The organism is Ruegeria sp. YTSC192 (assembly GCF_059609705.1).
Window position 1 is genome coordinate 1 of record NZ_JBXWMG010000005.1, and the last position, 24,488, is coordinate 24,488.

A 24,488-nucleotide genomic window follows, 5' to 3' on the forward strand; every position below is an offset into this window, starting at 1 on the left:
TGGTAGCCCGTAGGGGAATCGAACCCCTCTTTCCAGGTTGAAAACCTGGCGTCCTAACCGATAGACGAACGGGCCACGCTAGCTTGTGGAGGGCCTTTTACGGTTTCACCCCGACCCCCGCAAGCCGAAAAACGCAGGGATGCGAAAGTTTTTTGACCTGTCCCGCCATGGCCCAGAACCCTGTCATTTCGCGTCGGCTGCGTCCTCAAGACGAAGCTGTACGTTTTGGCGACCACCCCAGGTATTCACCTCAAGCCGTCCAGCGAAATGAAAGCGAGCGCCGCCGTGATTTGAGAGCTTTTCGCCCATCGGTCCGTCGAAGGCTCCGAATGCGATCGCGTCCAGTCCGTTGCCCAGGCCGTCCGCGAGCGAGAGCTTCAGATGCGACTCTCCCACCCGTTTGGCAAACCGCACCTGCAGGTCGGGCAGGGCGTAGCGCGGGGCGGGGGCGCTGGCCCCAAAAGGCCCGGCTTTTTCGATCTGTTCGATCAGATCCACTGTCGCTGCGCCGGGCATCAACGCCCCGTCCAGCTTCATATCCGCGGGGCCACCTTGCCCAGCGCCCTGCTTCTCAAGCAGTTCTGAAAGGCGTTTCATGGCCGGTTCCAACTGATCGCGCATGACGGTCAGCCCGGCCGCCATCTTGTGGCCGCCGCCTTTAACCAACAACCCCTCGGCCGCCAACCGCTGGATCGAGGCCCCCAGATCAACACCCGAGACCGACCGCCCCGATCCTTTGCCCTCATCCCCGTCAAAGCCGATCACGATGGCCGGTCGGTTGGCGTTTTCCTTCAAGCGCGAGGCGACGATGCCGACGACGCCCGGATGCCACCCCTCGCCAGCGGCCCAGACCAAGGGCGCGTCCAGACCGCGCTCCGCTGCCTGTTCCAGCGCAGCGGTCCGTACGGCGTTTTCGATATCGCGCCGTTCAGAGTTCAGCGCGTCTAGCCGCTCGGAGAGAGCCTGTGCTTCGTGCAAAGAATCCGTGCTGAGCAGCCGCGCGCCCAGATCGGCCTGCCCGATACGCCCGCCCGCGTTCACCCTCGGTCCCAACAGAAACCCGAGGTGATAACTGTTTGGCGCGGCATCCATACGTGCGACATCCGACAAAGCGACCAGGCCGGGACGCTGACGGCCCGCCATGACTTTCAGCCCTTGTCGGACCAATGCGCGGTTTGCGCTAATCAGCGGGGCAACATCGGCTACAGTCGCGAGGGCGACCAGATCAAGCAGAGGCACCAGCTCCGGCCCCTTGGCCCCGGCCTCACGCATTTGCCGCCCGGCCTCGACCAGCATCAAAAACACCACGCCTGCCGCACAGAGATAGCCCAGATCGCCGCTTTCATCCTGCCGATTGGGGTTCACCACGGCCACGCAGTCCGGCAGGGTCTCACCGCCCAGATGGTGGTCCAGCACGATCACATCCGCGTCTGTGGCCGCCGCAATCGGCTCATGGCTCAAAGTGCCGCAATCCACGCAGATGATCAGGTCATGCGCCGCTGCCAGCGATTGCATCGCTGTCACGTTTGGCCCATAGCCTTCGTCGATACGGTCCGGCACATAAAGCGTCGCCTGCAACCCCATCTGACGCAGCCAGATCAGCAGCAACGCCGCTGAGCTACCTCCATCCACGTCATAGTCTGCAAAGACCGCGATTCGCTGCTTTTCGCGCACCGCTTTCAAGAACCGGGCGGCAGCGGTTTCCATATCCTTCATGCTGCGCGGGTCAGGCAAGAGTTCTTTCAGCTTGGGGTCCAGAAAACTGGCCGCTTCCATTGCGGGCACCCCACGACGCGCCAGCACCTGACAGAGCGCGCGCGGCAAACCGGCTTGCTGCACCAGCATTTCAGTCGCGCGCTCGACCTCGGGTGTGGGCCCCACCCAACGGCGACCGGTCAAAGATTGCTCAACCCCAAGAAAACTCATCGCGCCCCTCATATGCCAAGGCCGGACCCATTCGGACCCGGCCTCTTCATCTTATTATAAATACTCTTGCCAAAGGCATCGGCGCAAGCCGATTAGGCGTCGTCGTGCGACCACATTGGCGTGCGGTAAGACATGCGACGAACCGATCCGGTTTTCGAGCGCATCAGCAAGGTGGTGGTTTCAACCCAGCCCGGCTCACGCTTGATGCGCGGCAGCAGAGAGCCGCCGGTTACGCCTGTTGCGGCAAAGATCACATCCGCCGTCACCATCTCGTCACGGCCATAGACACGGTCCAGATCGGTGATGCCTGCCTTAGCGGCGCGGCCCCGTTCGTCATCGTTGCGGAACAGCAGGCGGCCGAAAATCTGACCGCCCATACATTTCAGAGCAGCGGCGGCCAGAACGCCCTCAGGCGCTCCACCCTGGCCCATATACATGTCGATGCCGGTGGTTTCGCTTTCGGCACAGTGCATGACACCGGCCACGTCGCCATCAGTGATCAGACGGATCGAGGCACCGGTTTCGCGCACCTCGGCGATCATCGCCTCATGACGCGGACGTTCCAGGATGCAGACGGTAATATCGGCCGGCTCACATCCCTTGGCCTTGGCCAGCGCCTCAACACGCTCACGCGGGGTCATATCGAGCGAAACGACGCCCTCGGGGTAACCGGGGCCAACGGCCAGCTTGTCCATATACACATCCGGCGCATGCAGCATCGAACCCCGCGGGCCCATGGCAATCACGGTCAGCGCGTTGGGCATGTCCTTGGCAGTCAGCGTAGTGCCTTCCAGCGGGTCCAGAGCGATATCCACGCCGGGGCCTTCGCCGGTGCCGACCTCTTCGCCGATATACAGCATCGGCGCTTCATCCCGCTCGCCTTCGCCGATGACTACGACACCCGCGATATCCAGCAGGTTCAACTGTTCACGCATCGCGTTCACAGCGGCCTGATCGGCGGCTTTCTCGTCACCACGCCCCACCAGCGAGGCAGAGGCAAGCGCGGCCTGTTCCGCAACCCGCGCAAGCCCCAGGGACAGCAGGCGGTCGTTAAAGTCGATTTTGGCAGCGTTCATGCGTTGTATTCCTTCGGCAGGCAATGGCGTTTCGTCTGGCATAGCCTGCGGATGGCGCAGGCTGCAAGGGCTCAGACCTGTTCGATGCGCAGTGCGACAGGCTCACCGGCGACAACATCGGTCGCGCGGAACCCGTCCAATGCCACATCCAGAGTGGCCCGAGTGGTCTTGTGTGTCACAATCAGAACAGGGGCTGTGCTGTCGTTGTGACCATATTGGCGCATCCGGTCAATCGACACGCCCGCATCGCCCAGAATGGCCGCGACTTTGGCCAGGGCACCGGGTTTGTCCAGCAAACCCAATCGCAGGTAATAAGGCGCAGGCAGGCCGGTGATGGCAGGGGTAGCATCTTCAAGGCTGGCCGCAGGGCGCCCAAAAGTCGAGATTTTCAGACCGCGCGCCAGATCGCAAACATCGCCCATTACTGCGCTTGCGGTCGGGCCTTCGCCCGCACCGGGGCCGCGCAGCACCACCTGTTCCACCGCGTCGCCTTCGATCACCACCATATTGGTGCCGCCTTCGAGCTGACCCAGCGGCGAGTCGCTGGGCACGAGGCAGGGCTGCATACGCTGTTCCAGACCGCGTGCGGTGCGTTGGGCCAGACCCAACAGCTTGATCCGATAACCCATGTCATGGGCCTGATGGATATCGTCGAGGCTGATTTGCTGGATGCCTTCAATCTCGATCCCGTCGAAATTCGGTTTCGTGCCAAACGCGATCGAGGACAACAGGGCCAGTTTATGCGCTGCATCAATCCCGCCGACATCCAGGTTCGGATCCGCTTCGAGGTAACCCAGCTCTGCACATTCATCGAACAACGCGTTGTAGCCCTTTTCCTGAGACTGCATGCGGGTCAGGATGTAGTTGCAGGTGCCGTTCATCACGCCCATCACGCGGGTGATCTCGTTTCCGGCCAGACCTTCGGTCAAGGATTTGATCACCGGGATGCCGCCAGCGACGGCGGCCTCGAACCGGATCACGCGGCCTGCGGCTTCGGCCTTCTCGGCCAGTTCCTGACCATGGATGGCCAGCAGAGCCTTGTTGGCCGTGACAACATCCTTGCCACTGGCCAGCGCCGCCTCGACCGAGGCTTTGGCCGGGCCGTTTTCGCCGCCCATCAACTCGACAAATACGTCCACGTCATCGCGTTTTGCCAGGGCCACGGGGTCGGTTTCCCACGCATAGTCCGACAGGTTCACGCCGCGGTCCTTGCTTGAATCACGCGCCGACACAGCGACGATTTCAATCGGGCGTCCGGTGCGCACCTGCAGCATTTCGGCATGACGCCGGACAATCCGGACAACACCCACGCCAACAGTTCCCAAGCCCGCAATTCCAAGCCGCAGCGCCTGTGTCATCCCGTGGGTTCCTTTCGCTCGTACCAGTCTGATTTCGGGCCTTTTGCCCGTTCAGCGCTGCCTTAGCTGGTTCAGGGCACGGGCGCAATCCGTCACGCGTTGGCCAAGGCTGGGAAAAGCCGATCTTTATAGCGTTTCGGGTTAAACCTGAGACACGAATACCGTGTCACGCTTTCAGCGTTCTCGGGACATTTGTGTCACTTGGCGATTCAGGTAAAACCCGAAACGCTTTAGTTGATCTGCGCGTTTTGCAGCGCTTCGGCTTTCTTTGCCAAAGCCTCGCTCCGGGCTGTCAGGTCCTGCTCAACGATTGAGGCTTCGCTGACCGGATCGGCGGGCGCGCCCAGAACGTTCGGCAAGGGCAAAAGCTTGGGGAAAGCCGCCGTCTTGACCGCGCGGGATTCGCTGTCTTCCAGCTCGGGGAAGTTGGTGCATCCGGCAAGGGTCAGGATCAGGACCAAAACGGGCAGGGGCTTCATAACGGGCGCTTTCACAAGGGACTGATCTTGTGATGCCTCTTTTACCCGATCTGTTCAAGCGGGGTTCTATCTGAACGTGCGTTCAGATAGTGTCGGTCCATGGCTCGTACACAGGGATCACATTCGGACATCACCGGCCCGCGCATCCGCAAGGCAGCGTTGGGCCTATTTGCGCGCCATGGCTATGCCGCAGTTTCGATGCGCCAGATCGCAAGTGAGGTCGGCGTTCAGGCCGGGGCGCTGTACAACTACACGCCCGACAAGCAAAGCCTGCTGTTTCGCCTGATGCGCGACCACATGCAGGAGTTGCAGCAAGCCTATGATGCCCTTGGAGAAACCGGCGATGCGCAAGAGGCCTTGCGCCGCTTTGTCGGGTTCCACATCCGGTTTCATCTGGAACGCCCCGACGAGGTTTTCATCGCCTATATGGAGCTGCGCAATCTGACGCCAGACAACTTCACCGAGATTGAGGACCTTCGCCGCGCGTACGAGGATTCTCTGGAGCGGATATTGAGTGAGGGCCAGAAAGCCGGTCACTTCGCGATCTCGGACACCAAGGTCGCCACGCTGGCGGTGATTGCGATGCTGAATGGTGTGATGACCTGGTATCGCTCGGGTGGACGCTTGTCGTTGGACGAGGTCGAGCAGATCTATTGGGACATGGTTCGCCGCGCAGTGACTGCCTGACCCATAATCGGGTCAGGCTTGACCTTAGTGGGCGGGGCGAATGAAGGTTCCATTGCGCAACTCACGAAACGCTTGCTTCAGTTCGGCACGCGTGTTCATGACGATGGGTCCGTGCCACGCCACAGGCTCATCAATCGGCGCGCCCGAGATCAGCAGAAAGCGAACACCTTCAGGCCCGGCCTGAACGGTGATCTCATCCCCGGTGCCGAACCGAACCAGAGTGCGGTCTCCTGACATGTCGCGGATATTGACCTCTTGCCCGGCAATTTCCTTTTCCAGCAAAACCCCAGTCGGTTGGGACGCATCGGCAAAAGCCGCCTGACCCTGAAACACATAGGCAAAGGCGCGGCGATAGGTGTCGATCTTGAAGGTCTTTTTGACACCGGCCGGAATTTGCACGTCCAGATACTGGGGATCTGAGGCAATACCGTCCACCGGGCCGGTTTTACCCCAGAACTCACCCACGATGACACGCACGGTGGTGCCGTCATCGTCGATGATCTCGGGGATCTCTTTGGCTTGAACGTCCTGATAGCGCGGAGCGGTCATTTTCTGATCCGAGGGCAGGTTGCCCCAGAGCTGAAAACCATGCATCTGGCCCGAGGTATTCCCGTGCGGCATTTCCTGATGCAGAATGCCGGACCCCGCCGTCATCCATTGCACATCACCCGCGCCGAGCGTCCCGCTGTTGCCCAGCGAATCCGAATGCTCGACCGTACCGGACAGCACATAGGTGATCGTCTCGATCCCGCGATGAGGATGCCAGGGAAAACCGGCCTTGTAGTCCTGCGGGCGCTCATTGCGAAAGTCGTCGAACAACAGAAACGGGTCCAATTCGGACGGGTCTTGAAACCCGAAGGCGCGATGCAGCTTGACGCCCGCACCTTCCATTGTCGGTACGGCCTTGCGAGTTTCCAATGTGGGTCTGAGGGACATGGCATCCTCCTTGATCTGTCTGCAGGATGTATGCCCGGCCTGGAACTGGTCAATTCGCGCAGGGGCACCATGAATGTGCGCAAATGTAGGGCAGGGGAGGGTCTGTTTATTTCTGCGCAAAGCGGATACACGAAACTGCAGACAGACAGGAGGCAGTCATGCAGGACGAAGTGCTGGCAACGATCGAGGCATCATCCCCAAGACGGGTGGCCGGTGTTGCTATGCTGGGCAGCGTAGGTGCTTTGGTGATCTACGTTGCGCTGGCTTCTCCGCCTGAACTTGTCTGGCAGGTGTTTTTGTTGGCGGTTGGTGCGGCGTCCTTTTGGTTGGCGTATCGCGTTTGGATGTCCACTCAGGATAAGATCGAGCTGACCGAAACAGAACTGCGCACAGCATCGGGGCAGGTGATTGCGCGGGTTGAAGAAATTGAAGCCGTGGATCGCGGTGTTTTTGCGTTCAAGCCGTCCAATGGGTTTCTGGTTCGAACTCGCGAAAAGGCCAGCAACGTCTGGGCCCCCGGCCTGTGGTGGCGGCTGGGCCGCCGGGTTGGCGTCGGCGGCATGACAGCGTCCGCCGAGGCCAAGTTCATGTCCGAGATTCTGTCGGCTATGGTATTACAACGTTGACCGGCGGCGGTCCGGAATTATCTTCCGGAGTACTGTCGTCGTGTCCTGTAGAAGCCCCGCCGTCATCAATGTTGTTGGCGTCCTTGCACGAGTCCGGCCCCTCGATGAATGTATATCCACGGGGTTGTGTAAAGATAAACTTGTCGATGAAGAAATCGTTGCTGCCGATCCCGAGTTTGAACGGACGCACGTAATGATGCCTTGTCTCGACCAAAATCATCGTGGCGTTGTCCGCCATGATCGGAATTCGATTCGAGACCTGATCAACTGTAGCGTTGGACCACCGCTTTAGGCCTTCACCGCGTGTGCAGGACCATTCCACGTAGTGCCGATCGTCAGATTCAGTATTTTCGTCGCCAGTGTCCCAACGCACGAAAGAAATCCGCAACGACAATCCGTTGCCTTCCTCGATCATGTATTTCTGCAGATCGTACATGGATGTGATGTACTGATCCGTCACCGTGTCCTTCTCTCGAGACAGGATATCGGCAACGGCGTAGGCTGCCTTCAGGTTACTGGCACCCTGACGATATCCGTCGAAATAGGAATATGTCGTCCAGACGGACCAGAAGAGCAGGGGGAACGTCATGATCGCTTCGATGCTGACGACACCATCTTCTTTCTTCAGAAAGCGTGCTGTTACACCGGCTAAGTGTTTTTTGATGAAAGATCTAAGGTTCATGGACAAACACCGTGGTTGCATGCAGTTCATATTGGCCATCGGGATCTTTGCGAACTAAGTAGCCAAACGTTGTGCCAATGAACAAAGGCGATACCTCTACACAAGCACGTATGATCATCAACTCATTTGCTGTTCCGGGAGAAAAGATCCGGTCATCTTTGCCGCGAATCTCTTCCGGGGTATCAACGCAGAACGGTCTGTCAAAATCACCAGTAAGGACCAAGCTACTGTTGAATTGATCGACCGCCGTCATCTCAACCGAGAGGTTTTCCTGGCAGTCTGGAATGGCCCCGGCCTTTTCACAAATGATCCGTTTAATCAGATCGTGGTGCCAGTGTGTTTCATCTTCATACAGATCAATCCGGTTCATGCGCACATCCTGGATTGTGGAATCCAGGGCGCGCTCCAGATTGGCATGGTTCCACGCCAGAATCCCGTATTCGATGCCGGTATAGGTGGTCATGAGGAAGATCGGGAACCACATCACAAATTCAATTGTGGCCATCCCCTTTTCTTCGCGCCGGAACTTTCGCAGCACGTTTCTTAGGTGTCGGATCATTGGGTCAGCCTCAGATTCTGGATGCTCGCAGCGATATCGTCGAAGACTTCGCCAATCTCGGATCCTCTCGGGGCAAAGTAAGCGTTGTCATCAGATTTGCAGTACCATAGGAGGTTTCGACCGTTGCTGGTGGCCTCATAAGCGACCGAAAAGATCAGGATGTTTCTTGCGCCGGATTTCGCATAGTCACACATCGCTTCGACCTGATCGTCTTTTGTAGAACGGTTTTCGGTCTCAGTCGCATCATAGTACCAGTTGTAGGCGTAGTTCGAGCCGACGGAATCATACAACAACCGATAGATTTCGTACCGCGAGGTGCGCTCCCATAAGGCGGGCCATGTCAGAGACAAGGCAGTCCCATCTTCATCGAGCTGGCGAACTTCGCTTCTGTCGAGGTTGCTGCAATAGCCGCTGCTGTAGTAGGTTCCCCTGCAAAGGTAGACGTTGAAATCGCCGTTTCCAAAAGCGTGGTCCTGAAACTCGTCGCGCACCCAGTATCTGCCGCGGCTCCTGTCCCAATATGCCCTGTCCACGCCCAGCCACGCATATCGGAAGCTATCCTCGTTCTCGTCATAGTGGTTTACATTTACGGAATAGACGTCTTCATCTCCGTTCCACCAAATACCTGACTGACCATCATTATATGGCGGTTTGACCCAAGTACGAGAAGTGTTCTCGCCATCGGTCATCAGAACGATGACTTTCATCGTGTCACTGCCGACGCTGTCGGCGGGGCGGCCCGCGAAAGCGGCCGGAATCTGGCCAGCTGTGATCATGTTGCTAACAGCAGGGCGGAAGTTTTCATCCAGCACCGTCAGAGCCCATTTCATACCGACATTGATCGACGTGTTGTCGCGCGCGTAAAACGAGTCGATGTAGGTGTGCAGATTTGCCTCGTTGTTCTGGTGTACAACAAGCTGACGGCTGGCTTCGGAACGACACCGTTCGTCAATTCGCGGCGAGCTGTATCCGCCGGACGGGCGCTGATCTCCGCCGTAGCGAGAATAGTACAGCGATTGGTTGTAGGTTTTCGTCAGATCGAACGTCCCTGCGGCCAGATCCGAGGCTTCAAAGTCGATGCAGTTGGCAAAACGGTTGGAGCCGGCGGTCGTAAGCTGGTTCATGACGGCAGACGGAACGCCCACCTGCGTCGCATAGGGAATGATCGAGATCGAGAGCTTGTCAGTGCTCGTGTTCTCATACATTTTGGTCACAAAGCTCTTGGCTGCACCTTTGAGGTTGGTCAGGCGCGACCCTTGCATTGAACCCGAAACATCCAGAACCATGGCAATTTCGACGTTGCCGATGGATTCCTCGGCGACGCTGACGACGTTCACGTCGATGGAATCGACATCCCACCACTGCATGAAGTGCATTCCGACCGGCATTGTTGCGCTTGCCTCAACGCGGCGTTTGCCGACGATCAGCTTGTTGCCGTCATCATCGCAGGATTTCGGTGTAACTTTGACCTCGCCGTCCAGAAACGCGTCCAGATTTTCTTTGACCAGATAATCCACGACAACTTCTTTGGGGCAGAGGTTCTGCTGAAGGTCTGCGGCGGCCAGAACGGCACGGTCCAGTGAATACTGAAGACGCGCTCTTTCGTGGTCGTAGCGCATCATGTCGACAGCAAATCCGCCCACAGTGAAGATGACAAGGATCAAGCCCAGCGTCAAAATCGTCATGGTCCCGCGCTCAGATCGCAGGAACAGCGCAGCAGCTTTGTCAGAGCGGCTGGATTGCTCGAGTTTTCTGGATTCAGAATTCCTAAACAGTATTCTCATATCTAATCCCTGCATGTGATCAGGCGAACGGAAAGCGGGTCTTGCCAACTTTAATAATTTATTGGTGGATCGTGGCGAGATTTAGGCGACGTCATCACTATGCTGCAGGGATTGAATGGAAAACTGCCGCATTTCGCAGGAAGGCGGCAGTTTTGTTTCTGCTGTGGCGACAATTGTCGCCGCGAAATTTTCAAAGGCGACTCAGCAAGGGTGACCACTACCCGTTCACAAAGTGATGAAAAATTCATCATAAATGATTGCAGCTTCGCGCCAGTGGTGCAACAAAACTGCATAACGTTCGTCATTCACCGGTACGGAGGGATTAATGACCAGCACCAAGGAACCGAGTTTTCGCGAAAGTGTGGATCTGATGTTCAACAGGGCGGCTTCCCTGATGGATCTGCCGCCCGGTCTGGAGCAGAAGATCCGGGTCTGCAATGCCACCTACACGGTTCGTTTCGGGGTGCGTCTGCGCGGTGAGATACATACGTTCACCGGCTACCGTTCCGTTCATTCCGAGCATATGGAGCCGGTCAAGGGCGGCATCCGCTACGCCTTGGCGGTGAACCAGGATGAGGTTGAGGCGCTTGCGGCGCTGATGACCTACAAATGCGCCTTGGTTGAGACACCGTTTGGCGGCTCGAAAGGCGGGCTGTGCATTGATCCGCGCAAATACGAAGAGCACGAGTTGGAGCAGATCACTCGACGCTTTGCATACGAGCTGGCCAAGCGCGACCTGATCAACCCATCGCAAAACGTACCGGCCCCAGACATGGGCACCGGTGAGCGTGAGATGGCCTGGATGGCTGACCAATACGCGCGGATGAACACAACCGACATCAATGCACGCGCGTGTGTGACGGGCAAACCGTTGAACGCAGGCGGCATCGCCGGTCGGGTCGAAGCGACGGGGCGTGGCATCCAATATGCGCTGCGTGAGTTTTTCCGCCACCCCGAAGATATTGCCAAGGCCGGTTTGTCCGGCAAGCTGGATGGCAAACGCGTCATTGTGCAGGGCTTGGGCAATGTGGGCTACCATGCGGCCAAGTTTCTGGCCGAGGAAGACGGCTCCATCGTTGTCGGGATCATCGAATGGGACGGTGCGTTGTATAACCCCGACGGTATCGATGTCGAAGCGGTGCGCAACTGGATCGTCAAACATGGTGGCGTAAAGGATTACCCGGACGCGACCCATTCAGCCGATGGTACCTCGGTGCTTGAGGCGGACTGCGACATCCTGATTCCGGCGGCTCTGGAAGGTGTCATCAATCTGGACAATGCTGACAGGATCAAGGCCCCTCTGATCATCGAGGCGGCGAATGGTCCGGTAACGGCGGGCGCAGATGAAGTTCTGCGCAAGAAGGGCACCGTTATCATTCCTGACATGTATGCCAATGCGGGCGGTGTAACGGTTTCATATTTCGAGTGGGTGAAGAACCTCAGCCACATTCGATTTGGCCGCATGCAGCGCCGTCAGGAAGAGGCCCGGCACGAGCTGATCGTCAGCGAGCTTGAACGGCTGGATCGTTACCTCGGTGATGCCTGGTCGATGTCGCCCGACTTCAAGGCCAAGTACCTCAAAGGCGCGGATGAGCTGGAGCTGGTGCGCTCGGGTCTCGATGACACGATGCGGATTGCCTACCAGTCCATGCGAGAGGTCTGGCACAGCCGTGACGATGTCGAGGACCTGCGCACAGCGGCCTATATCGTTGCGATTGATCGCGTGGCCAAAAGCTACCGGGCCAAAGGGCTGTAGCTATCCCATCGTGCTTGTCTCGCAAATTAAAGGGAGCTTTGATTGGCTCCCTTTTTCATTAGCGCATTGCACAATATTGGTCCGCGAAATTGGAAGGCGCTTCTTGTCTGAGAACCGCTGTTTGAGCCATTTTTCCATTGTTTGATTTGATCGGATGGGACATATGGGGATGAGGTTTTCGACACAATTTGGCCAAGCCAGTCCTGCTAAATCCCATCTGGTCAATTGGATCACGACGGCATAGTGCATCGCGACGGACAATCATCTGGTTCAGAAGGGCAAAGCTTGCATAAGTTGGCCTCAATCACGCTGGTGCTGGCACTGGTAGCGACTACAACCAGTCTGGCAGATGACGCGCTCTGTCCGAGCTCACACAACCGTTCAACGGGTTTTGTGCTTCTGACCAGAGATGGTGAAAACCAAGTCAATGTGCGCGAGACAGCTCCAAACAAGGTTTGGATCGCGTTGTCTCTGGACGGGCGCGCGCCTTCGCCGGGTGGCGATCTGTTTGTCAGATACTCCAACTTTGGGTTGCTGAACTTCGATTCCTCCAAAGGTTGGGACAAGTGGAAGCCTATGGAAGACCTGTCAGTCGTACCAGACATGGAGGTTGGGCAAATAGTTGAGATTGACGGCCGTGTTTCCGACAGAGTTTCCAGTACCCCTAAAAAGGCAATCGCAACCTTCCGTCTGCTCTACGAAACAGAAGTTGAGTTGGGCGAATGTCTCTATGACGGATTGGCCTTTGGCGCGAAAACGGAGATATTCAATGACGATGGGACGTCGAAAAAACTGCCGGGCCATTTTGTCTACATACCCGACCTGATGATCTCGTTGGCCGGTATGTGGGATGGTGGTGTGCGTTCCGTCACAGGAATTCGAATGGCGCGTGAAACGGACTGGTTCGGCGAGTAGCCCTTTCCGGAAATAGCAGGTGATGGTGCAGAAACAATCGTCCCCTTGTTTCCTGGGCAATGACAACGGGGTGCTTTCTACCCACGCTGCCGCTAAGTCTTTCAATCCGACGTGGAAGAGCGAAGGGCATGTATGTAAGCTGCCACTAGACAAACGAATCCGGGAGACCTCAATGTTGCGTATCGCCATCGCTGCAGCCTTTCTTGCAACGCCACTGGCTGCAGCCGAAACCAAGGAACAAAGCTGCCAGCATCAAGCCGATGTCGTGGCTGCGATCCAGAAAGCACGTCTGGACAAGGTGAAAGAGCGCGATGTTGTGCAGGCCGTAGCTGAAACCAGCCCTACATGGCCCAAGAACTATAACGCGGCAATCCCGCTCATCACGCCCTGGGTCTATGAACAAAAGATGCGCGACGTGCGCAAAAAAGACCTGGGTGCGGCATGGCTTGAGCTGTGTCTGCAACAATAATCCACAGCTCCGCAAATTCCCTGTGGACAACCGCGCGTCATCCCCTTGGCGCGCGTTTTCATTTCTGGCAGGTTTGAACCATGTCTTTACCCCCCGGATTTCTTGATGAGCTGCGCACCCGGCTGAGTCTGTCTCAGGTTGTTGGGCGCAAGGTCATGTGGGATCAGCGGAAATCCAATCAGGGCAAGGGAGACATGTGGGCGCCATGTCCGTTTCATCACGAAAAAACCGCGTCTTTTCATGTAGATGATCAAAAGGGATTCTACTACTGCTTTGGCTGTCATGCCAAAGGGGACGCGATCACCTTCGTGAAAGAGACCGAGAACGTCTCGTTCATCGAGGCCGTTGAAATTCTGGCGCGCGAAGCTGGCATGCCGATGCCCGCGCGCGACCCGAAAGCGCAGGAAAAACAGGATCGCCGCACGCAATTGGCCGAGGTGATGGAGCAGGCGGTTCAGTTCTATCGCCTGCAACTCAAGACCGGGGCAGGCAGCGCCGCGCGGGACTATCTGGCCCGCCGGGGTTTGGACGTCCAGGCGTTGGAGCGATGGGAGATCGGTTTTGCACCCGATGGCTGGCAGGCTTTGTGGGATCATCTGACCGGCAAGAACGTGGCCGAAGATCTGATCCTTGGGGCGGGTCTGGCCAAGCCGTCGAACAAGGGCAAGAAACCATATGACACGTTCCGCAACCGGATCATGTTCCCGATCCGTGATCCGCGCGGTCGGTGTATCGCATTCGGCGGTCGGGCGATGGACCCGAATGACAATGCCAAGTATCTGAACTCACCCGAGACCGAGTTGTTCGACAAGGGCCGCAGCCTGTACAACCACGGGCCTGCGCGACAGGCGGCCGGGAAGGGGCAGCCGCTGATCGTGGCCGAGGGCTATATGGACGTGATCGCGCTGGCCGAGGCTGGGTTCGGCGCGTCGGTTGCTCCGCTTGGGACGGCGATTACCGAACATCAATTGCAGCTGCTCTGGCGGATTTCGAATGAGCCGATCATCGCGCTGGATGGCGACACGGCAGGCCTGCGCGCTGCGATGCGGGCCGTTGATCTGGCCTTGCCGCTACTTGAGGCCGGAAAGTCCCTGCGCTTTGCACTGATGCCCGAAGGAAAAGACCCGGATGATCTGCTTCGGGCCGACGGGGCAGGGGCTGTTCAGGCCGTTCTGGACAGGGCCATCCCAATGGTCAAGCTGCTGTGGCAGCGCGAGACCGAGGGCAAGGTTTTTGATAGCCCCGAACGAAAAGCTGCGCTCGACAAGGTGCTTCGGGACAAGATCAAGCTGATCCGTGACCCCTCGATCCGCTCCCATTATGGGCAAGAGATCAAGGATCTGCGCTGGCAATTGTTTCGCCCGCAGAGACAGTCACAAAACCGTGCGTGGCAACCAAAGGGGAAGTGGCAGCCGCAAAAGCAACCTGCGACAGCGGGCGCGCGGGCCTCATTCCTGGCGTCTTCGGACAATGCGGACATCCATCTGCGTGAAGCCGCGATTCTGGCCATTGCGATCCTGAACCCGCAGGTCGTGGTGCAGTTCGAGGCGCAGCTGGAAGAGATGGATTGTCATGATCCTGATCATGCTGCTCTGCGTCATGCCATTCTGCGCCATGCGATTGACGATCCTGAAAACCTTCGGGACCATATCGTTGAAACTTTGGGGGCCGAAGCCCTTGAAAATCTGCTAAGCCTTCGCCATGTCGCAGTGATCCCCTGTGTGTTCAAACCAGGCGACGTTGAAAAGGCCGAGATGACACTGGCCGAGGAACTCGCGAAAATCAAAGCGCTCCGGGGGTTGGATGCTGAGATTGCCGAAGCCGCAGAGGAGCTGTCTGATCTGGCCGATGAGGCGCTGACATATCGGCTGGCGCAAGCCGCCGAAGAGCGTAACCGTACAAGCCGCAGCCAGAATGAGGACAGGGCCGTTTTCGACATCGCCGACAATGGCGCGCGAATCAATCGCGACGAAAAGGATGCGTTCAAGGCAATCATGTCCGGGATCAATTTCGAACGGAAACGCCGTTGAAGTGGTGTTTTCATAAGGCACTGGAAAAGAAAAACAGGTAAACGGGTGGCCGAATCAGTTTCACGCGCTAATGATTCGGGTCAAACGAATCACCCATCCCTGCAGGAGCATTGAATGGCCGCCAAAGACACGTCAGAAGATCGCAAGTCAGACGAGCAGGAACAGGAAATCTCGCTGGACATGAGCCAGGCCCAGGTCAAGAAGATGATCGCCGAGGCCCGCGAGAAAGGTTACATCACTTACGACCAGCTCAATCAGGTTCTGCCGCCTGATCAGGTCAGCTCGGAACAGATCGAAGATGTTATGTCGATGCTGTCCGAGATGGGCATCAACATCATCGAAGATGAAGAGGCCGAGGAAGAAGAAAACAAGGGCTCGACCGAGTTGGCGACCACGGACAATAACCGTGAGGTCGCTCTGGCCGGTGCCGCAACCGAAAAACTGGACCGCACCGACGACCCCGTTCGCATGTATCTGCGTGAGATGGGTTCGGTCGAACTGCTGAGCCGTGAGGGCGAGATCGCCATCGCCAAGCGGATCGAGGCCGGTCGGAACACGATGATCGCGGGTCTGTGCGAAAGCCCTCTGACCTTTCAAGCGATCACCATCTGGCATGACGAACTTCTGTCCGAAGACATTCTGCTGCGCGACGTCATCGATCTGGAAACCACCTTTGGCAACCAGTTGGACGAAGAAGGCGATGTCGAAGAGCCTGTCGTTGATACCTCGGCCGTGCAGACGGCGAAGCCTGAGAAAGACACCGGGCCCGAACTGGATGCGGATGGCAATCCGCTGAACAATGATGATGACGATGACGAGGACGATCAGGCCAACATGTCGCTGGCCGCGATGGAAGCCGCCCTCAAGGATCAGGTTCTGACCACGCTGGAGCGTATCTCGACCGACTTCTCGATGTTGTCGGAAATGCAGGACAGCCGTATTTCAGCCACGTTGAACGAGGATGGCTCGTTCAGTGCGAAAGACGAAGAGACCTATCAGAAGCTGCGTTCCGAGATTGTTGAACTGGTGAATGGCCTTCACCTGCACAACAACCGGATCGAAGCACTGATCGACCAGCTTTATGGCATCAACCGGCGCATCATGTCGCTGGACAGCTCGATGGTGAAACTGGCCGACCAGGCGCGCATCAACCGCCGTGAATTCATCGACGCGTATCGCGGTCGCGAACTGGACCCGAACTGGCTGGCCGAGATGGCCGAAAAGCCGGGCCGGGGCTGGCAGATGTTCATCGAACGCTCGACCGACAAGGTGGAGGAACTGCGCAACGATATGGCCCAAGTCGGGCAATATGTCGGTCTGGATATCAGCGAATTCCGCCGCATCGTGCAGCAGGTTCAGAAGGGCGAGAAAGAAGCCCGGCAGGCCAAGAAGGAAATGGTCGAAGCCAACCTGCGTCTGGTGATCTCGATTGCCAAAAAGTACACGAACCGTGGCCTGCAATTCCTTGATCTTATTCAAGAAGGCAACATCGGCTTGATGAAGGCGGTGGACAAGTTCGAATACCGCCGCGGCTACAAGTTCTCGACCTATGCAACCTGGTGGATCCGTCAGGCGATCACACGCTCGATTGCGGATCAGGCGCGGACCATCCGTATTCCTGTGCATATGATCGAAACGATCAACAAGCTGGTCCGGACCGGCCGCCAGATGCTGCACGAAATCGGCCGCGAGCCGACGCCGGAGGAACTGGCAGAGAAGCTGCAGATGCCGCTTGAGAAGGTGCGCAAGGTGATGAAAATCGCCAAAGAGCCGATCAGCCTTGAGACGCCAATCGGTGACGAGGAAGACAGCCAGCTGGGCGATTTCATCGAGGACAAGAATGCCGTGCTGCCTTTGGACAGCGCCATTCAGGAAAACCTCAAGGAAACGACGACACGGGTTCTGGCCTCGCTCACCCCGCGTGAGGAGAGGGTTCTGCGGATGCGTTTCGGCATCGGTATGAACACCGACCACACGCTGGAAGAGGTCGGTCAGCAGTTTAGTGTGACCCGTGAACGTATCCGCCAGATCGAGGCGAAAGCCCTGCGGAAGTTGAAACACCCAAGTCGATCGCGGAAATTGCGGTCGTTCCTGGACCAGTAAGATCAAAGGCGCCCCGGACCGAGGCGCCTTTTTTCGTTCAATGCGTTTCATGTCACAGGTGTAACCCGAAACACTACAGCCGTTCACATTGGCAGAATATCCAAACACATTGGCGCGACTTCACACGTGGTGCCGCACGCCCGTTTCTATATCCGTCTGGTCCACTCATGGGGCGGGCCGGGGCGAGGCGGCTAAGCTGATGACCCCCGGCTTCCATGTGTCAGCGGATGCTCGACTCGCGTTTTGAAGGCGCTGGGGGATTGACCTGTCCAACGTTTGAACGCCGTGGAAAACGCGGATTGGTCGGCATAGCCCAGAGAATAGGCGATCTCGGACAGGTTCATTCCATTGGTGATAAAGGTCTGGGCCAGATCGCAGCGCAGATCTTCGGTGATGTCGCGGTAGCTGGTGCCTTCGCTCTGCAGCCGGCGGGCAAAGGTTCGGGCGCTCATGCCAAGTTTCTCGGCGGCCTCGTCCGCACTGGGGATTTTGCCCGGCAGTGAGCGGGTGATCAGCCCGTCGACCTTGGCGCGGGTCTTTTGCGGCGGCAGGCGACGCTCGGCCAGAACACGCTCAGCGTATTGCAGCAGGTGGGCGCGCAGACTGGGGTCGTAGGTTGGGACGGGCAGGTTCAGCGAGGACAAGGACAGGACGATTTCAAGGCTTTCAGAACCGAAGACAACCGGAAAACCCGCCAATTTCTGGAAGGCTTGTGCGTGATCCCCGACCTCGTGTTGAAACCGTATTTCAATGGGGCGGAATCCGGTCTGTGTCAGGTTGCGCATCCGGGCGAGGGCGGCAAATACCAAAAACTCGGTCCGGCGGTGATAACGGGCAAAGCTGGCATCTTTCCACTGGGCCTCGAACGCGGCGAAGTTTCCCGAAACGCGCAGGTTGAAGGCAATGGCCGGATCAATCATGTCGTGGAAATGCGACGTGTTTTCAATCACCTGCTCCAGATCGCGGGAGTGTTTGCTGATATAGGCCGTCAATGTCGAAGAAGACGTGACGCCAAGCCCGGCACTGGCCGCAAAGGTGACATCGTTCAGGGCATCGCAGGCATGGCGGACAAACAACGCCTCTTTATGAGCGCAATACGAGGTGGCATCGTCCGGCAGGTCCTGCGCGCCAAGTCCGCTGCGGTTCAGCACTGTAAGCGCGGTGTTTGGATGTCCCAACCGCGCGTCAAGCGCCCGTCGCAGCAGATGAAGGCGGTCGATATCCACATCCATTGCAGCGAAGCCTTTCCTTTTTCGATCAGGTGCGGGTCCAGCATAGGGCTTTTCTGGCAGAAATTCGAATGGATTTGACCGTATGTCAAAAGACCGGGCACCGGTTCGTGCCTATATCCTTTTTGTTGCCGGGTCAGTGCCTTGTTGGGGATGAGGTCAGAGCCGCCGCCGGTCCTACCAGCCGGTCTCCGGGTTCCCCGGCACACCCCCCTCCTTCGTGTCGCATTGTCTGCCCGTTGGCCCTATGCCACGCTGAAAGCGCAAGCTTGGATAGGCAGCGGCACCATGGCTGGGACTGACACACCCGATCTGTTCGAAGGGCGCAACCTGATCGTCTTTGACGCAGAATGCGTTCTGTGTTCCGGGTTCTTCCGCTTTATGCTGAAACGCGACAAAGCCCGGCGTTTTCAGTTTGCAACAGCGCAATCGCCACTTGGTCAAAGACTGTACCGGGCGCTGGACCTGCCTGTTGCGGATTATGAGAGCAATCTCGTGATTTTGGATGGTAAGGTGTTTCAACGGCTTGATGCCGTCGCAGCGGCCATGCGCGCGCTGCCGGGGATGTGGTCGTTTCTTTCGCTGGCGCGGTTCCTGCCTCGCGTTGTGAAAGACCCGCTGTATTTCTCAGTCGCCCGTAATCGCTATGCTCTGTTCGGGCGCTACGATACCTGTATGATTCCGGACGCGGCTATTCGCACGCGCTTTGCCAAACAGGGATTTGACGCGTGACAGATCCTTTTCTTCAAGCGTTGGAAGATTCTGGTATCCTGCCCGAAACCGTCCGTGACTTGCACTGTACAGCGGGTGAATATGTGGGTGAATGCGATATCGAGTGTGGCCGGAGCAGTCTGGTTCGCCTTGCGCTCAAGCTAGGGGGATTTCCCCCTGCAGGTCGGCATGTGCCTGTTCGTCTGGTGATCAGGGCGCAGGCCGGAAATTACAGCTGGCTGCGGGATTTCAGGGGGCACAAAACGACGTCAGAGCTGAGGTTTGATGCAAAAACGGGGCACGTTCACGAATGTTTCGGGCCGCTTTCAATCTGGCTTAGGCCCGTTGCGTCGAAACAGGGGCTAGAGGTGCAAGTCCATCGCCTGACGGTTTTTGGCGTGCCGCTTCCTCGGGTTTTACTGCCGCAATCGTCAACGACCGAGTGGCAGGATGAATTGGGCCGTTTTCGGTTTGACGTGGCTGCCACGATGCCCGGCTTGGGGTTGCTGATCCGCTACCAAGGCTGGCTCACGCCGCTTCACGGAAAGGCTCGTGTTGGCTGAAATGATTGTGAGGCACGCTTTTCGCAGGCGCGTTGCCTTCTAAACTAAAAGGGGCAGCAAGTGAGGAAAGAGTATGATGAAACAGTTACAATATTGCGCAGCTCTGGCGGTGTTCGCCCTGAGCGCTCCGCTGTCGGCCGATGCAGCCCGTTTGGGATATCAGACGAACGCGATCAATGGTTCGGATTTCGAAGTTGTCCCTCGTATCCGCGATGATACAGATGGGTATTGGTGCGCAGCGGCTGATTTCGCGCGGCGCGATCTTGGAGCAGGTTGGAAAGATCCGATTTATGTCCTGCGAAGCTATGGACCCAGCGTGACAACCGGGCGTAGAACAGCAGTACAGTTTTCGCTGAAACAGCCCGCAGCGGACGCACCAACGCAAACCAGCGGAGTTCGCGGTCCTTTCGTCGTCGGCTCCAGCATATCTGTGCAGGGTGCCAACGCGCGGTGCGGTCGTCGGCAAATCTTCGACAATTGAGATCAGGGTAGACCAGCAATGCAGACGGAATTCGTGCTCCAGACCGATGGGCCGGGCTTGTACGAATTCACGTCTCAGGTTGCAGGTTGGCTTGGTCCAATTGAACGGGATGGTGTCCTGACGCTGTTCGTCAGGCACACCTCCTGTTCTTTGCTGGTGCAGGAAAACGCGGACCCCGAGGTTCAGACAGACCTACATGCGTTTTTTGAGCGCCTGGTGCCTCCGTCCGATCATCCTTCGATGTCTTACCTGCGCCACACATATGAAGGGCCGGATGACATGCCAGCCCATATCAAGGCGGCGATGATGCCGGTGTCCTTGTCTATTCCTGTCCGTCAGGGGCGTATGGTTTTGGGCACGTGGCAGGGGATTTACCTGTTTGAACACCGCCGCGCCCCGCATCAAAGGCTGGTCGCGGCACATCTGACCTGACCCTTTATTTTGCGGTGCAAAATTCCGACTACCCAAATCCTAGCGGCTGCCCTATAGTTGTGGATAAGTAAGCCAAAGTGCTTACAAAAGAGGCCAGCTAGGGACGAGGAGACGGCGGATGCGCTGCCCGTTTTGCGGAAATATCGACACTCAGGTGAAAGATTCACGTCCGGCGGAGGATCACGTTGCAATACGCCGACGTCGGTTTTGTCCGGCCTGTGGGGGGCGTTTCACGACCTATGAACGGGTTCAATTGCGCGACCTCGTGGTGATCAAAACCAACGGAAAACGCGAGGATTTCGATCGCGACAAGCTGGAACGCTCGATCCGTATCTCAATGCAGAAACGCCCGGTTGATCCTGAACGGATTGATCAGATGATCTCGGGCATCGTGCGGCGTCTGGAAAGCATGGGCGACACGGATATTCCGTCCAGCAGAATTGGTGAGATCGTCATGGAAGCTCTGGCGCGGATCGACACCGTCGCCTATGTTCGCTTTGCGAGTGTGTACAAGAATTTCCAGGCGGCCGATGATTTCGAGGAGTTTGTCCACGAACTGCGCCCGCCGCAGCCTTCGACGGACGAGTGAGCGAAACAGATAAGCGATTTATGGCGCTGGCTTTGTCTTTGGGTCGGCGCGGTCAAGGGGCGTGCTGGCCCAACCCGGCCGTCGGGTGCGTGATCGTGCGTGACGGCAGGATTGTTGGCCGAGGGTGGACACAACCCGGCGGACGACCCCACGCAGAGCCTGAGGCTTTGGCGCAAGCAGGCGCGCAGGCTCAAGGGGCCACGGCCTATGTCTCGTTGGAGCCATGCGCCCACTACGGCAAGACACCCCCTTGCGCCGAGGCGTTGATCGCCGCGGGTGTGGCCCGCGTTGTTGCGGCGATTGAAGATAGTGATCCTCGGGTCTCTGGGCAGGGCTTTGCCATGCTGCGCGAGGCCGGGATTGAGGTTGAAACCGGCGTGTTGGCGCAAGAGGCAGAGCGTGATCTGGCCGGGTTCTTTCTGAAAACCGAACAAGGACGTCCATTTGTGACGTTGAAACTGGCCAACAGTTTTGACGGGCGTATTGCCACGTCCTCCGGTCATAGCCAGTGGATCACCGGCCCGACCGCCCGACGCGAAGTTCACGCGATGCGCGCCCGACACGATGCCGTCATGGTTGGGGCTGGCACAGCGCGCGCGGATGACCCCTCGCTGACGGTTCGGGATCTGGGGATAGAGCGCCAACCGGTACGTGTGGTCGTCTCGCGCCATCTGGATCTGCCCTTAATGGGACAACTGGCACGCACGGCCTCGAAAATACCAGTCTGGCTGTGTCATGGCCCGCACCCTGACGCCGAGCGCGCCCGCACGTGGGAGGGGTTGGGCGCGCGGTTATTGCCCTGTGCATTGCGCGATCATCAGATTGATGCGCGCGACCTGTTGCTACAATTGGGTCAGGAAGGTCTGACAAGTATCTTCTGCGAAGGCGGTTCGGCTTTGGCGGCGTCGTTGCTGGCGCAGGATCTGGTCGATGAGCTAGTCGGTTTCACCGCCGGTTTGACCATCGGCGCCGAGGGTCTTTCGGCGATTGGCGCATTGGGGCTGGAAAAACTGGATAGTGCCCCTCGGTTTGAGTTGATCGAGGCGCGCCCGGTCGGTGGCGACGTATTGCACCGTTGGGCCCGCACAACGCATTAGCGTCGCCAGAGATGGGCATGGGTGGAAAAAGCACCCTGTAGCTTTGACAAGGCGCGATTCAGCGCCCCGCGTTTGGGGGGCTGCCCTTGGGCCAGCTGTTCAATGGCGACCTCCACGGGGCAGGACGCGCCGGTCACCGGGTCCAGATAGCGGGGATAGTCGATCAGGGTGGCATGTGCCAAACCCAGCAGGGACGGACGCGCGCCGCGACGGGCCGGGACACTGCCCAAGTCTGTCGTCAGGCCCCAACCGGCATAGAACGGCGCGCCAAAAGTGGTGACCGGAATTCCGCGCAGCAGCGCCTCGAACCCTAAAAGCGAGGTCATGGTCCAGACCTCCTGCACCTCGGACAGCAAGGCGGATGGGTCGGTCTCAGTCGCGATCACATCCGCCAACCCTTCGGCGTCGATCCGGCCCGAGCGCAGGCCAGCCTCGACATCCGGGTGGGGTTTGTAAATCACCACAGCATCGGGATTGGCGGCCCGAACCTCGCGCAGCAGGTCGAGATTGGTGCGGATGGTGCTGGTGCCCAGCAGGATGGAGGCGTCATCCTCAACCTGCCCCGGCACCAGAATGCGGTGCCCTTTGGGCAGAGTTGGCGCAGCGCCGCCGGTGTTGTATTTGCTCAACCCCTTGGACAGGATGGCCGAGATCACCCGCTCGGCCCGGTACTCCTGATCCGGGCGCAGCGTTTCGCGCTTGGATATCCACTCTTCCAATCGGCTGGTTTGGGTCGGGTCGTAGTAGATCCCCAGATCATCCGTGACCAGCGACAGGGGAGGCACAAGATCGGCCCCCAACCCGCGTGAGCGGAGAAAGCCATCCTCGATACGGGTGACACCCTCAGCCTCGCGGGATTGGTTGGCCCAGACCATGTGTGGGCGGGTGGAGGGGGCCGGAGGCGAGGGTGAGAACCGTATCTTCTGGTGCTGTCCGAACATGGCCTGCAGGTGCTGGCGCTTCCACATCCGCATGCCCGATGCGGTCCACCCCAAACGGTCCTGCCGCCACGCGCGGGTCTGGGCCTCAAGCGTATCCAGCACGACCTCCAGCTCACACAATTGGTCGCGATAGGGATCATACCAAACGGGGTAGAGCATCATGGTGGCGGCAAAGAGCTGCGCGCGCGTCAGATTGCGTTGCCTGCGTTGAACGGGGTTTTCATCCTGTGTCAAACCCCATCCGGCATAGAAGGGCTGCCCGAAGACGCGGGGTTTGTGACCGGCGAGAATAGCCTCGAACCCCATTTGCGACGACAGCGTATAGACACTGACCGCGCCGTCCAGCAGCGGCCATGGGCTGATGTTCTCTGCAACGAAGGAAACGCGGTCCGACAGGTCCTGCTCGGTGTAGTGCCCAGTGCGGTGACCGGCCAGTGTTTCGGGATGGGTCTTGATCAGAACCGGCGATCCGGGGTTTTCTTCCTGTGCGATCACCAGCATCTCAAGAAACCGCGCGCGATCCCCTGCGCTGGCCGTGACCGAAGCGTCACCAACTGTCTGATCAATCACCAGCACGTAGCCGGGGTCAGGGATCGGTATGTCGGGGTCGAAAGCGGAATACTTGCTGAGGTTCAATTCTTTCAGGCGCTCAATCGCGCCGCGCGCGCGGTTCAGAAGCGCGGTGTCATCCAGTGGATGTGTCGCCAGAAGCGTTTCCAGATCCGACGGTTGGTTGGGGTCAAAGTGCAGGCCCGACCGATCCAGAAGCAGGCCCAAGGGCGGCTCGCCCGCGCGTCCGGGATGGAGAGATCGTAGAAAGGCGTCCTCGACCCGCAGCAAAGAGGTGCCCCGGTCCTGAGCGATGCGCCGTCCACGATGGGCGGTGGGGCTGTTGCCCCAGATGGCGACGGTGTCCTCGGGGCGGGGCAGGCCCAGCCGGATGTCATATCCCGAAAGGGACAGAATGCGCCGGATGCGCCGGTTGGTCAGAAACCCGCCATTGTAGACAAATGCCCGGGACCGCGCCGCGCCAGTTGCGCTGGGGTCCCCTTGGGTCAT

The 24,488-nt window shown here is 58.3% G+C and carries 23 protein-coding genes and 1 tRNA gene; 13 read left to right on the top strand and 11 right to left on the bottom strand.

Annotated elements, in window-relative coordinates:
- From AC2FD8_RS08635 to AC2FD8_RS08655, 5 genes are all read right to left on the bottom strand, one after another.
- Positions 1 to 75: transfer RNA gene (locus tag AC2FD8_RS08635), tRNA-Glu, on the bottom strand.
- A 108-nt stretch (positions 76 to 183) separates the two neighbouring features.
- Positions 184 to 1,926 (bottom strand): single-stranded-DNA-specific exonuclease RecJ, encoded by a 1,743-nt coding sequence (recJ, locus tag AC2FD8_RS08640; protein WP_496855391.1) that lies wholly within the window; start codon positions 1,924 to 1,926, stop codon positions 184 to 186.
- Between the two features lie 92 nt (positions 1,927 to 2,018).
- Positions 2,019 to 3,002: a class II fructose-bisphosphatase gene (glpX, locus tag AC2FD8_RS08645; protein ID WP_496855393.1), complete on the bottom strand. Its 984-nt coding sequence runs from the start codon at positions 3,000 to 3,002 to the stop codon at positions 2,019 to 2,021.
- A 71-nt stretch (positions 3,003 to 3,073) separates the two neighbouring features.
- Positions 3,074 to 4,360, bottom strand: coding sequence for a homoserine dehydrogenase (locus tag AC2FD8_RS08650; protein ID WP_496855395.1), 1,287 nt, complete (start codon positions 4,358 to 4,360; stop codon positions 3,074 to 3,076).
- Between the two features lie 230 nt (positions 4,361 to 4,590).
- On the bottom strand, positions 4,591 to 4,839 hold the full coding sequence (locus AC2FD8_RS08655; protein WP_496855397.1) for a hypothetical protein: 249 nt from the start codon (positions 4,837 to 4,839) through the stop codon (positions 4,591 to 4,593).
- Positions 4,840 to 4,938: 99 nt separating this feature from the next.
- Here AC2FD8_RS08655 and AC2FD8_RS08660 point away from each other — a divergent pair, with 99 nt between their 5' ends.
- Positions 4,939 to 5,526: a TetR/AcrR family transcriptional regulator gene (locus AC2FD8_RS08660; protein WP_496855399.1), complete on the top strand. Its 588-nt coding sequence runs from the start codon at positions 4,939 to 4,941 to the stop codon at positions 5,524 to 5,526.
- Positions 5,527 to 5,550: 24 nt separating this feature from the next.
- On the opposite strand, the gene AC2FD8_RS08665 is transcribed toward AC2FD8_RS08660, so the two are convergent.
- Positions 5,551 to 6,462, bottom strand: coding sequence for a pirin family protein (locus AC2FD8_RS08665; RefSeq protein ID WP_496855401.1), 912 nt, complete (start codon positions 6,460 to 6,462; stop codon positions 5,551 to 5,553).
- A gap of 158 nt (positions 6,463 to 6,620) precedes the next feature.
- Here AC2FD8_RS08665 and AC2FD8_RS08670 point away from each other — a divergent pair, with 158 nt between their 5' ends.
- Positions 6,621 to 7,088 carry a hypothetical protein gene (locus AC2FD8_RS08670; RefSeq protein WP_496855403.1) on the top strand — a complete coding sequence of 156 codons (468 nt, stop codon included), beginning with the start codon at positions 6,621 to 6,623 and terminating at the stop codon, positions 7,086 to 7,088.
- Here AC2FD8_RS08670 and AC2FD8_RS08675 read toward each other — a convergent pair.
- Genes AC2FD8_RS08675 through AC2FD8_RS08685 form a run of 3 tightly spaced genes read right to left on the bottom strand, consistent with a single transcriptional unit; the run spans position 7,069 to position 10,014 of the window.
- A complete protein-coding gene (locus tag AC2FD8_RS08675; RefSeq protein ID WP_496855405.1) occupies positions 7,069 to 7,770 on the bottom strand; it encodes a TadE/TadG family type IV pilus assembly protein in 702 nt (233 codons plus the stop codon). The genes AC2FD8_RS08670 and AC2FD8_RS08675 overlap by 20 nt on opposite strands.
- On the bottom strand, positions 7,760 to 8,275 hold the full coding sequence (locus AC2FD8_RS08680; protein ID WP_496855407.1) for a TadE/TadG family type IV pilus assembly protein: 516 nt from the start codon (positions 8,273 to 8,275) through the stop codon (positions 7,760 to 7,762). Before AC2FD8_RS08680 ends, AC2FD8_RS08675 begins: the two co-directional genes overlap by 11 nt.
- A gap of 50 nt (positions 8,276 to 8,325) precedes the next feature.
- Positions 8,326 to 10,014, bottom strand: a complete 1,689-nt coding sequence (locus AC2FD8_RS08685) for a Tad domain-containing protein (protein ID WP_496855409.1) — start codon at positions 10,012 to 10,014, stop codon at positions 8,326 to 8,328.
- A gap of 424 nt (positions 10,015 to 10,438) precedes the next feature.
- On the opposite strand from AC2FD8_RS08685, the gene AC2FD8_RS08690 reads away from it, so the two are divergent.
- The 5 genes from AC2FD8_RS08690 to rpoD all read left to right on the top strand — a co-directional run bounded on the left by AC2FD8_RS08690 (position 10,439) and on the right by rpoD (position 17,386).
- A complete protein-coding gene (locus AC2FD8_RS08690) occupies positions 10,439 to 11,869 on the top strand; it encodes a Glu/Leu/Phe/Val family dehydrogenase (RefSeq protein WP_496855411.1) in 1,431 nt (476 codons plus the stop codon).
- Positions 11,870 to 12,094: 225 nt separating this feature from the next.
- Positions 12,095 to 12,784 (top strand): hypothetical protein, encoded by a 690-nt coding sequence (locus AC2FD8_RS08695; RefSeq protein WP_496855413.1) that lies wholly within the window; start codon positions 12,095 to 12,097, stop codon positions 12,782 to 12,784.
- 172 nt (positions 12,785 to 12,956) lie between these two features.
- On the top strand, positions 12,957 to 13,253 hold the full coding sequence (locus AC2FD8_RS08700; protein ID WP_496855415.1) for a hypothetical protein: 297 nt from the start codon (positions 12,957 to 12,959) through the stop codon (positions 13,251 to 13,253).
- An 80-nt stretch (positions 13,254 to 13,333) separates the two neighbouring features.
- Positions 13,334 to 15,283, top strand: a complete 1,950-nt coding sequence (dnaG, locus tag AC2FD8_RS08705; protein WP_496855417.1) for a DNA primase — start codon at positions 13,334 to 13,336, stop codon at positions 15,281 to 15,283.
- A 114-nt stretch (positions 15,284 to 15,397) separates the two neighbouring features.
- The gene (gene rpoD / locus AC2FD8_RS08710; RefSeq protein ID WP_496855419.1) at positions 15,398 to 17,386 is read left to right on the top strand and encodes an RNA polymerase sigma factor RpoD; all 1,989 of its coding nucleotides are present in this window, start codon (positions 15,398 to 15,400) and stop codon (positions 17,384 to 17,386) included.
- A gap of 191 nt (positions 17,387 to 17,577) precedes the next feature.
- Here the strand turns inward: rpoD and AC2FD8_RS08715 are convergent, their stop codons facing one another.
- Positions 17,578 to 18,618: a helix-turn-helix domain-containing protein gene (locus AC2FD8_RS08715; protein WP_496855421.1), complete on the bottom strand. Its 1,041-nt coding sequence runs from the start codon at positions 18,616 to 18,618 to the stop codon at positions 17,578 to 17,580.
- Positions 18,619 to 18,903: 285 nt separating this feature from the next.
- Here AC2FD8_RS08715 and AC2FD8_RS08720 point away from each other — a divergent pair, with 285 nt between their 5' ends.
- The 6 genes from AC2FD8_RS08720 (at position 18,904) to ribD (ending at position 22,488) form a co-directional block, all read left to right on the top strand.
- A complete protein-coding gene (locus AC2FD8_RS08720) occupies positions 18,904 to 19,347 on the top strand; it encodes a thiol-disulfide oxidoreductase DCC family protein (RefSeq protein WP_496855423.1) in 444 nt (147 codons plus the stop codon).
- Complete coding sequence (locus tag AC2FD8_RS08725) at positions 19,344 to 19,889, top strand: DUF4166 domain-containing protein (RefSeq protein WP_496855425.1); 546 nt, start codon at positions 19,344 to 19,346, stop codon at positions 19,887 to 19,889. The genes AC2FD8_RS08720 and AC2FD8_RS08725 overlap by 4 nt, the downstream gene beginning before the upstream one ends.
- 76 nt (positions 19,890 to 19,965) lie before the next feature.
- Positions 19,966 to 20,370 carry a hypothetical protein gene (locus AC2FD8_RS08730; protein ID WP_496855427.1) on the top strand — a complete coding sequence of 135 codons (405 nt, stop codon included), beginning with the start codon at positions 19,966 to 19,968 and terminating at the stop codon, positions 20,368 to 20,370.
- Between the two features lie 18 nt (positions 20,371 to 20,388).
- The gene (locus AC2FD8_RS08735) at positions 20,389 to 20,802 is read left to right on the top strand and encodes a secondary thiamine-phosphate synthase enzyme YjbQ (protein WP_496855429.1); all 414 of its coding nucleotides are present in this window, start codon (positions 20,389 to 20,391) and stop codon (positions 20,800 to 20,802) included.
- A gap of 118 nt (positions 20,803 to 20,920) precedes the next feature.
- On the top strand, positions 20,921 to 21,391 hold the full coding sequence (gene nrdR / locus AC2FD8_RS08740; protein ID WP_496855431.1) for a transcriptional regulator NrdR: 471 nt from the start codon (positions 20,921 to 20,923) through the stop codon (positions 21,389 to 21,391).
- The gene (gene ribD / locus AC2FD8_RS08745) at positions 21,388 to 22,488 is read left to right on the top strand and encodes a bifunctional diaminohydroxyphosphoribosylaminopyrimidine deaminase/5-amino-6-(5-phosphoribosylamino)uracil reductase RibD (RefSeq protein WP_496855433.1); all 1,101 of its coding nucleotides are present in this window, start codon (positions 21,388 to 21,390) and stop codon (positions 22,486 to 22,488) included. The genes nrdR and ribD overlap by 4 nt, the downstream gene beginning before the upstream one ends.
- Here the strand turns inward: ribD and AC2FD8_RS08750 are convergent.
- The gene (locus tag AC2FD8_RS08750; RefSeq protein WP_496855435.1) at positions 22,485 to 24,488 is read right to left on the bottom strand and encodes a capsule polysaccharide biogenesis protein; all 2,004 of its coding nucleotides are present in this window, start codon (positions 24,486 to 24,488) and stop codon (positions 22,485 to 22,487) included. The genes ribD and AC2FD8_RS08750 overlap by 4 nt on opposite strands.

Excerpts from the sequence above, each read along its gene's own strand:
- recJ (WP_496855391.1), bottom strand. The coding sequence starts at position 1,926 with ATGAGTTTTCTTGGGGTTGAGCAATCTTTGACCGGTCGCCGTTGGGTG.
- glpX (WP_496855393.1), bottom strand. The coding sequence starts at position 3,002 with ATGAACGCTGCCAAAATCGACTTTAACGACCGCCTGCTGTCCCTGGGG.
- AC2FD8_RS08650 (WP_496855395.1), bottom strand. The coding sequence starts at position 4,360 with ATGACACAGGCGCTGCGGCTTGGAATTGCGGGCTTGGGAACTGTTGGC.
- AC2FD8_RS08655 (WP_496855397.1), bottom strand. The coding sequence starts at position 4,839 with ATGAAGCCCCTGCCCGTTTTGGTCCTGATCCTGACCCTTGCCGGATGC.
- AC2FD8_RS08660 (WP_496855399.1), top strand. The coding sequence starts at position 4,939 with ATGGCTCGTACACAGGGATCACATTCGGACATCACCGGCCCGCGCATC.
- AC2FD8_RS08665 (WP_496855401.1), bottom strand. The coding sequence starts at position 6,462 with ATGTCCCTCAGACCCACATTGGAAACTCGCAAGGCCGTACCGACAATG.
- AC2FD8_RS08670 (WP_496855403.1), top strand. The coding sequence starts at position 6,621 with ATGCAGGACGAAGTGCTGGCAACGATCGAGGCATCATCCCCAAGACGG.
- AC2FD8_RS08675 (WP_496855405.1), bottom strand. The coding sequence starts at position 7,770 with ATGAACCTTAGATCTTTCATCAAAAAACACTTAGCCGGTGTAACAGCA.
- AC2FD8_RS08680 (WP_496855407.1), bottom strand. The coding sequence starts at position 8,275 with ATGGCCACAATTGAATTTGTGATGTGGTTCCCGATCTTCCTCATGACC.
- AC2FD8_RS08685 (WP_496855409.1), bottom strand. The coding sequence starts at position 10,014 with ATGACGATTTTGACGCTGGGCTTGATCCTTGTCATCTTCACTGTGGGC.
- AC2FD8_RS08690 (WP_496855411.1), top strand. The coding sequence starts at position 10,439 with ATGACCAGCACCAAGGAACCGAGTTTTCGCGAAAGTGTGGATCTGATG.
- AC2FD8_RS08700 (WP_496855415.1), top strand. The coding sequence starts at position 12,957 with ATGTTGCGTATCGCCATCGCTGCAGCCTTTCTTGCAACGCCACTGGCT.
- dnaG (WP_496855417.1), top strand. The coding sequence starts at position 13,334 with ATGTCTTTACCCCCCGGATTTCTTGATGAGCTGCGCACCCGGCTGAGT.
- rpoD (WP_496855419.1), top strand. The coding sequence starts at position 15,398 with ATGGCCGCCAAAGACACGTCAGAAGATCGCAAGTCAGACGAGCAGGAA.
- AC2FD8_RS08715 (WP_496855421.1), bottom strand. The coding sequence starts at position 18,618 with ATGGATGTGGATATCGACCGCCTTCATCTGCTGCGACGGGCGCTTGAC.
- AC2FD8_RS08720 (WP_496855423.1), top strand. The coding sequence starts at position 18,904 with ATGGCTGGGACTGACACACCCGATCTGTTCGAAGGGCGCAACCTGATC.
- AC2FD8_RS08730 (WP_496855427.1), top strand. The coding sequence starts at position 19,966 with ATGAAACAGTTACAATATTGCGCAGCTCTGGCGGTGTTCGCCCTGAGC.
- AC2FD8_RS08735 (WP_496855429.1), top strand. The coding sequence starts at position 20,389 with ATGCAGACGGAATTCGTGCTCCAGACCGATGGGCCGGGCTTGTACGAA.
- nrdR (WP_496855431.1), top strand. The coding sequence starts at position 20,921 with ATGCGCTGCCCGTTTTGCGGAAATATCGACACTCAGGTGAAAGATTCA.
- AC2FD8_RS08750 (WP_496855435.1), bottom strand. The coding sequence starts at position 24,488 with ATGACCCAAGGGGACCCCAGCGCAACTGGCGCGGCGCGGTCCCGGGCA.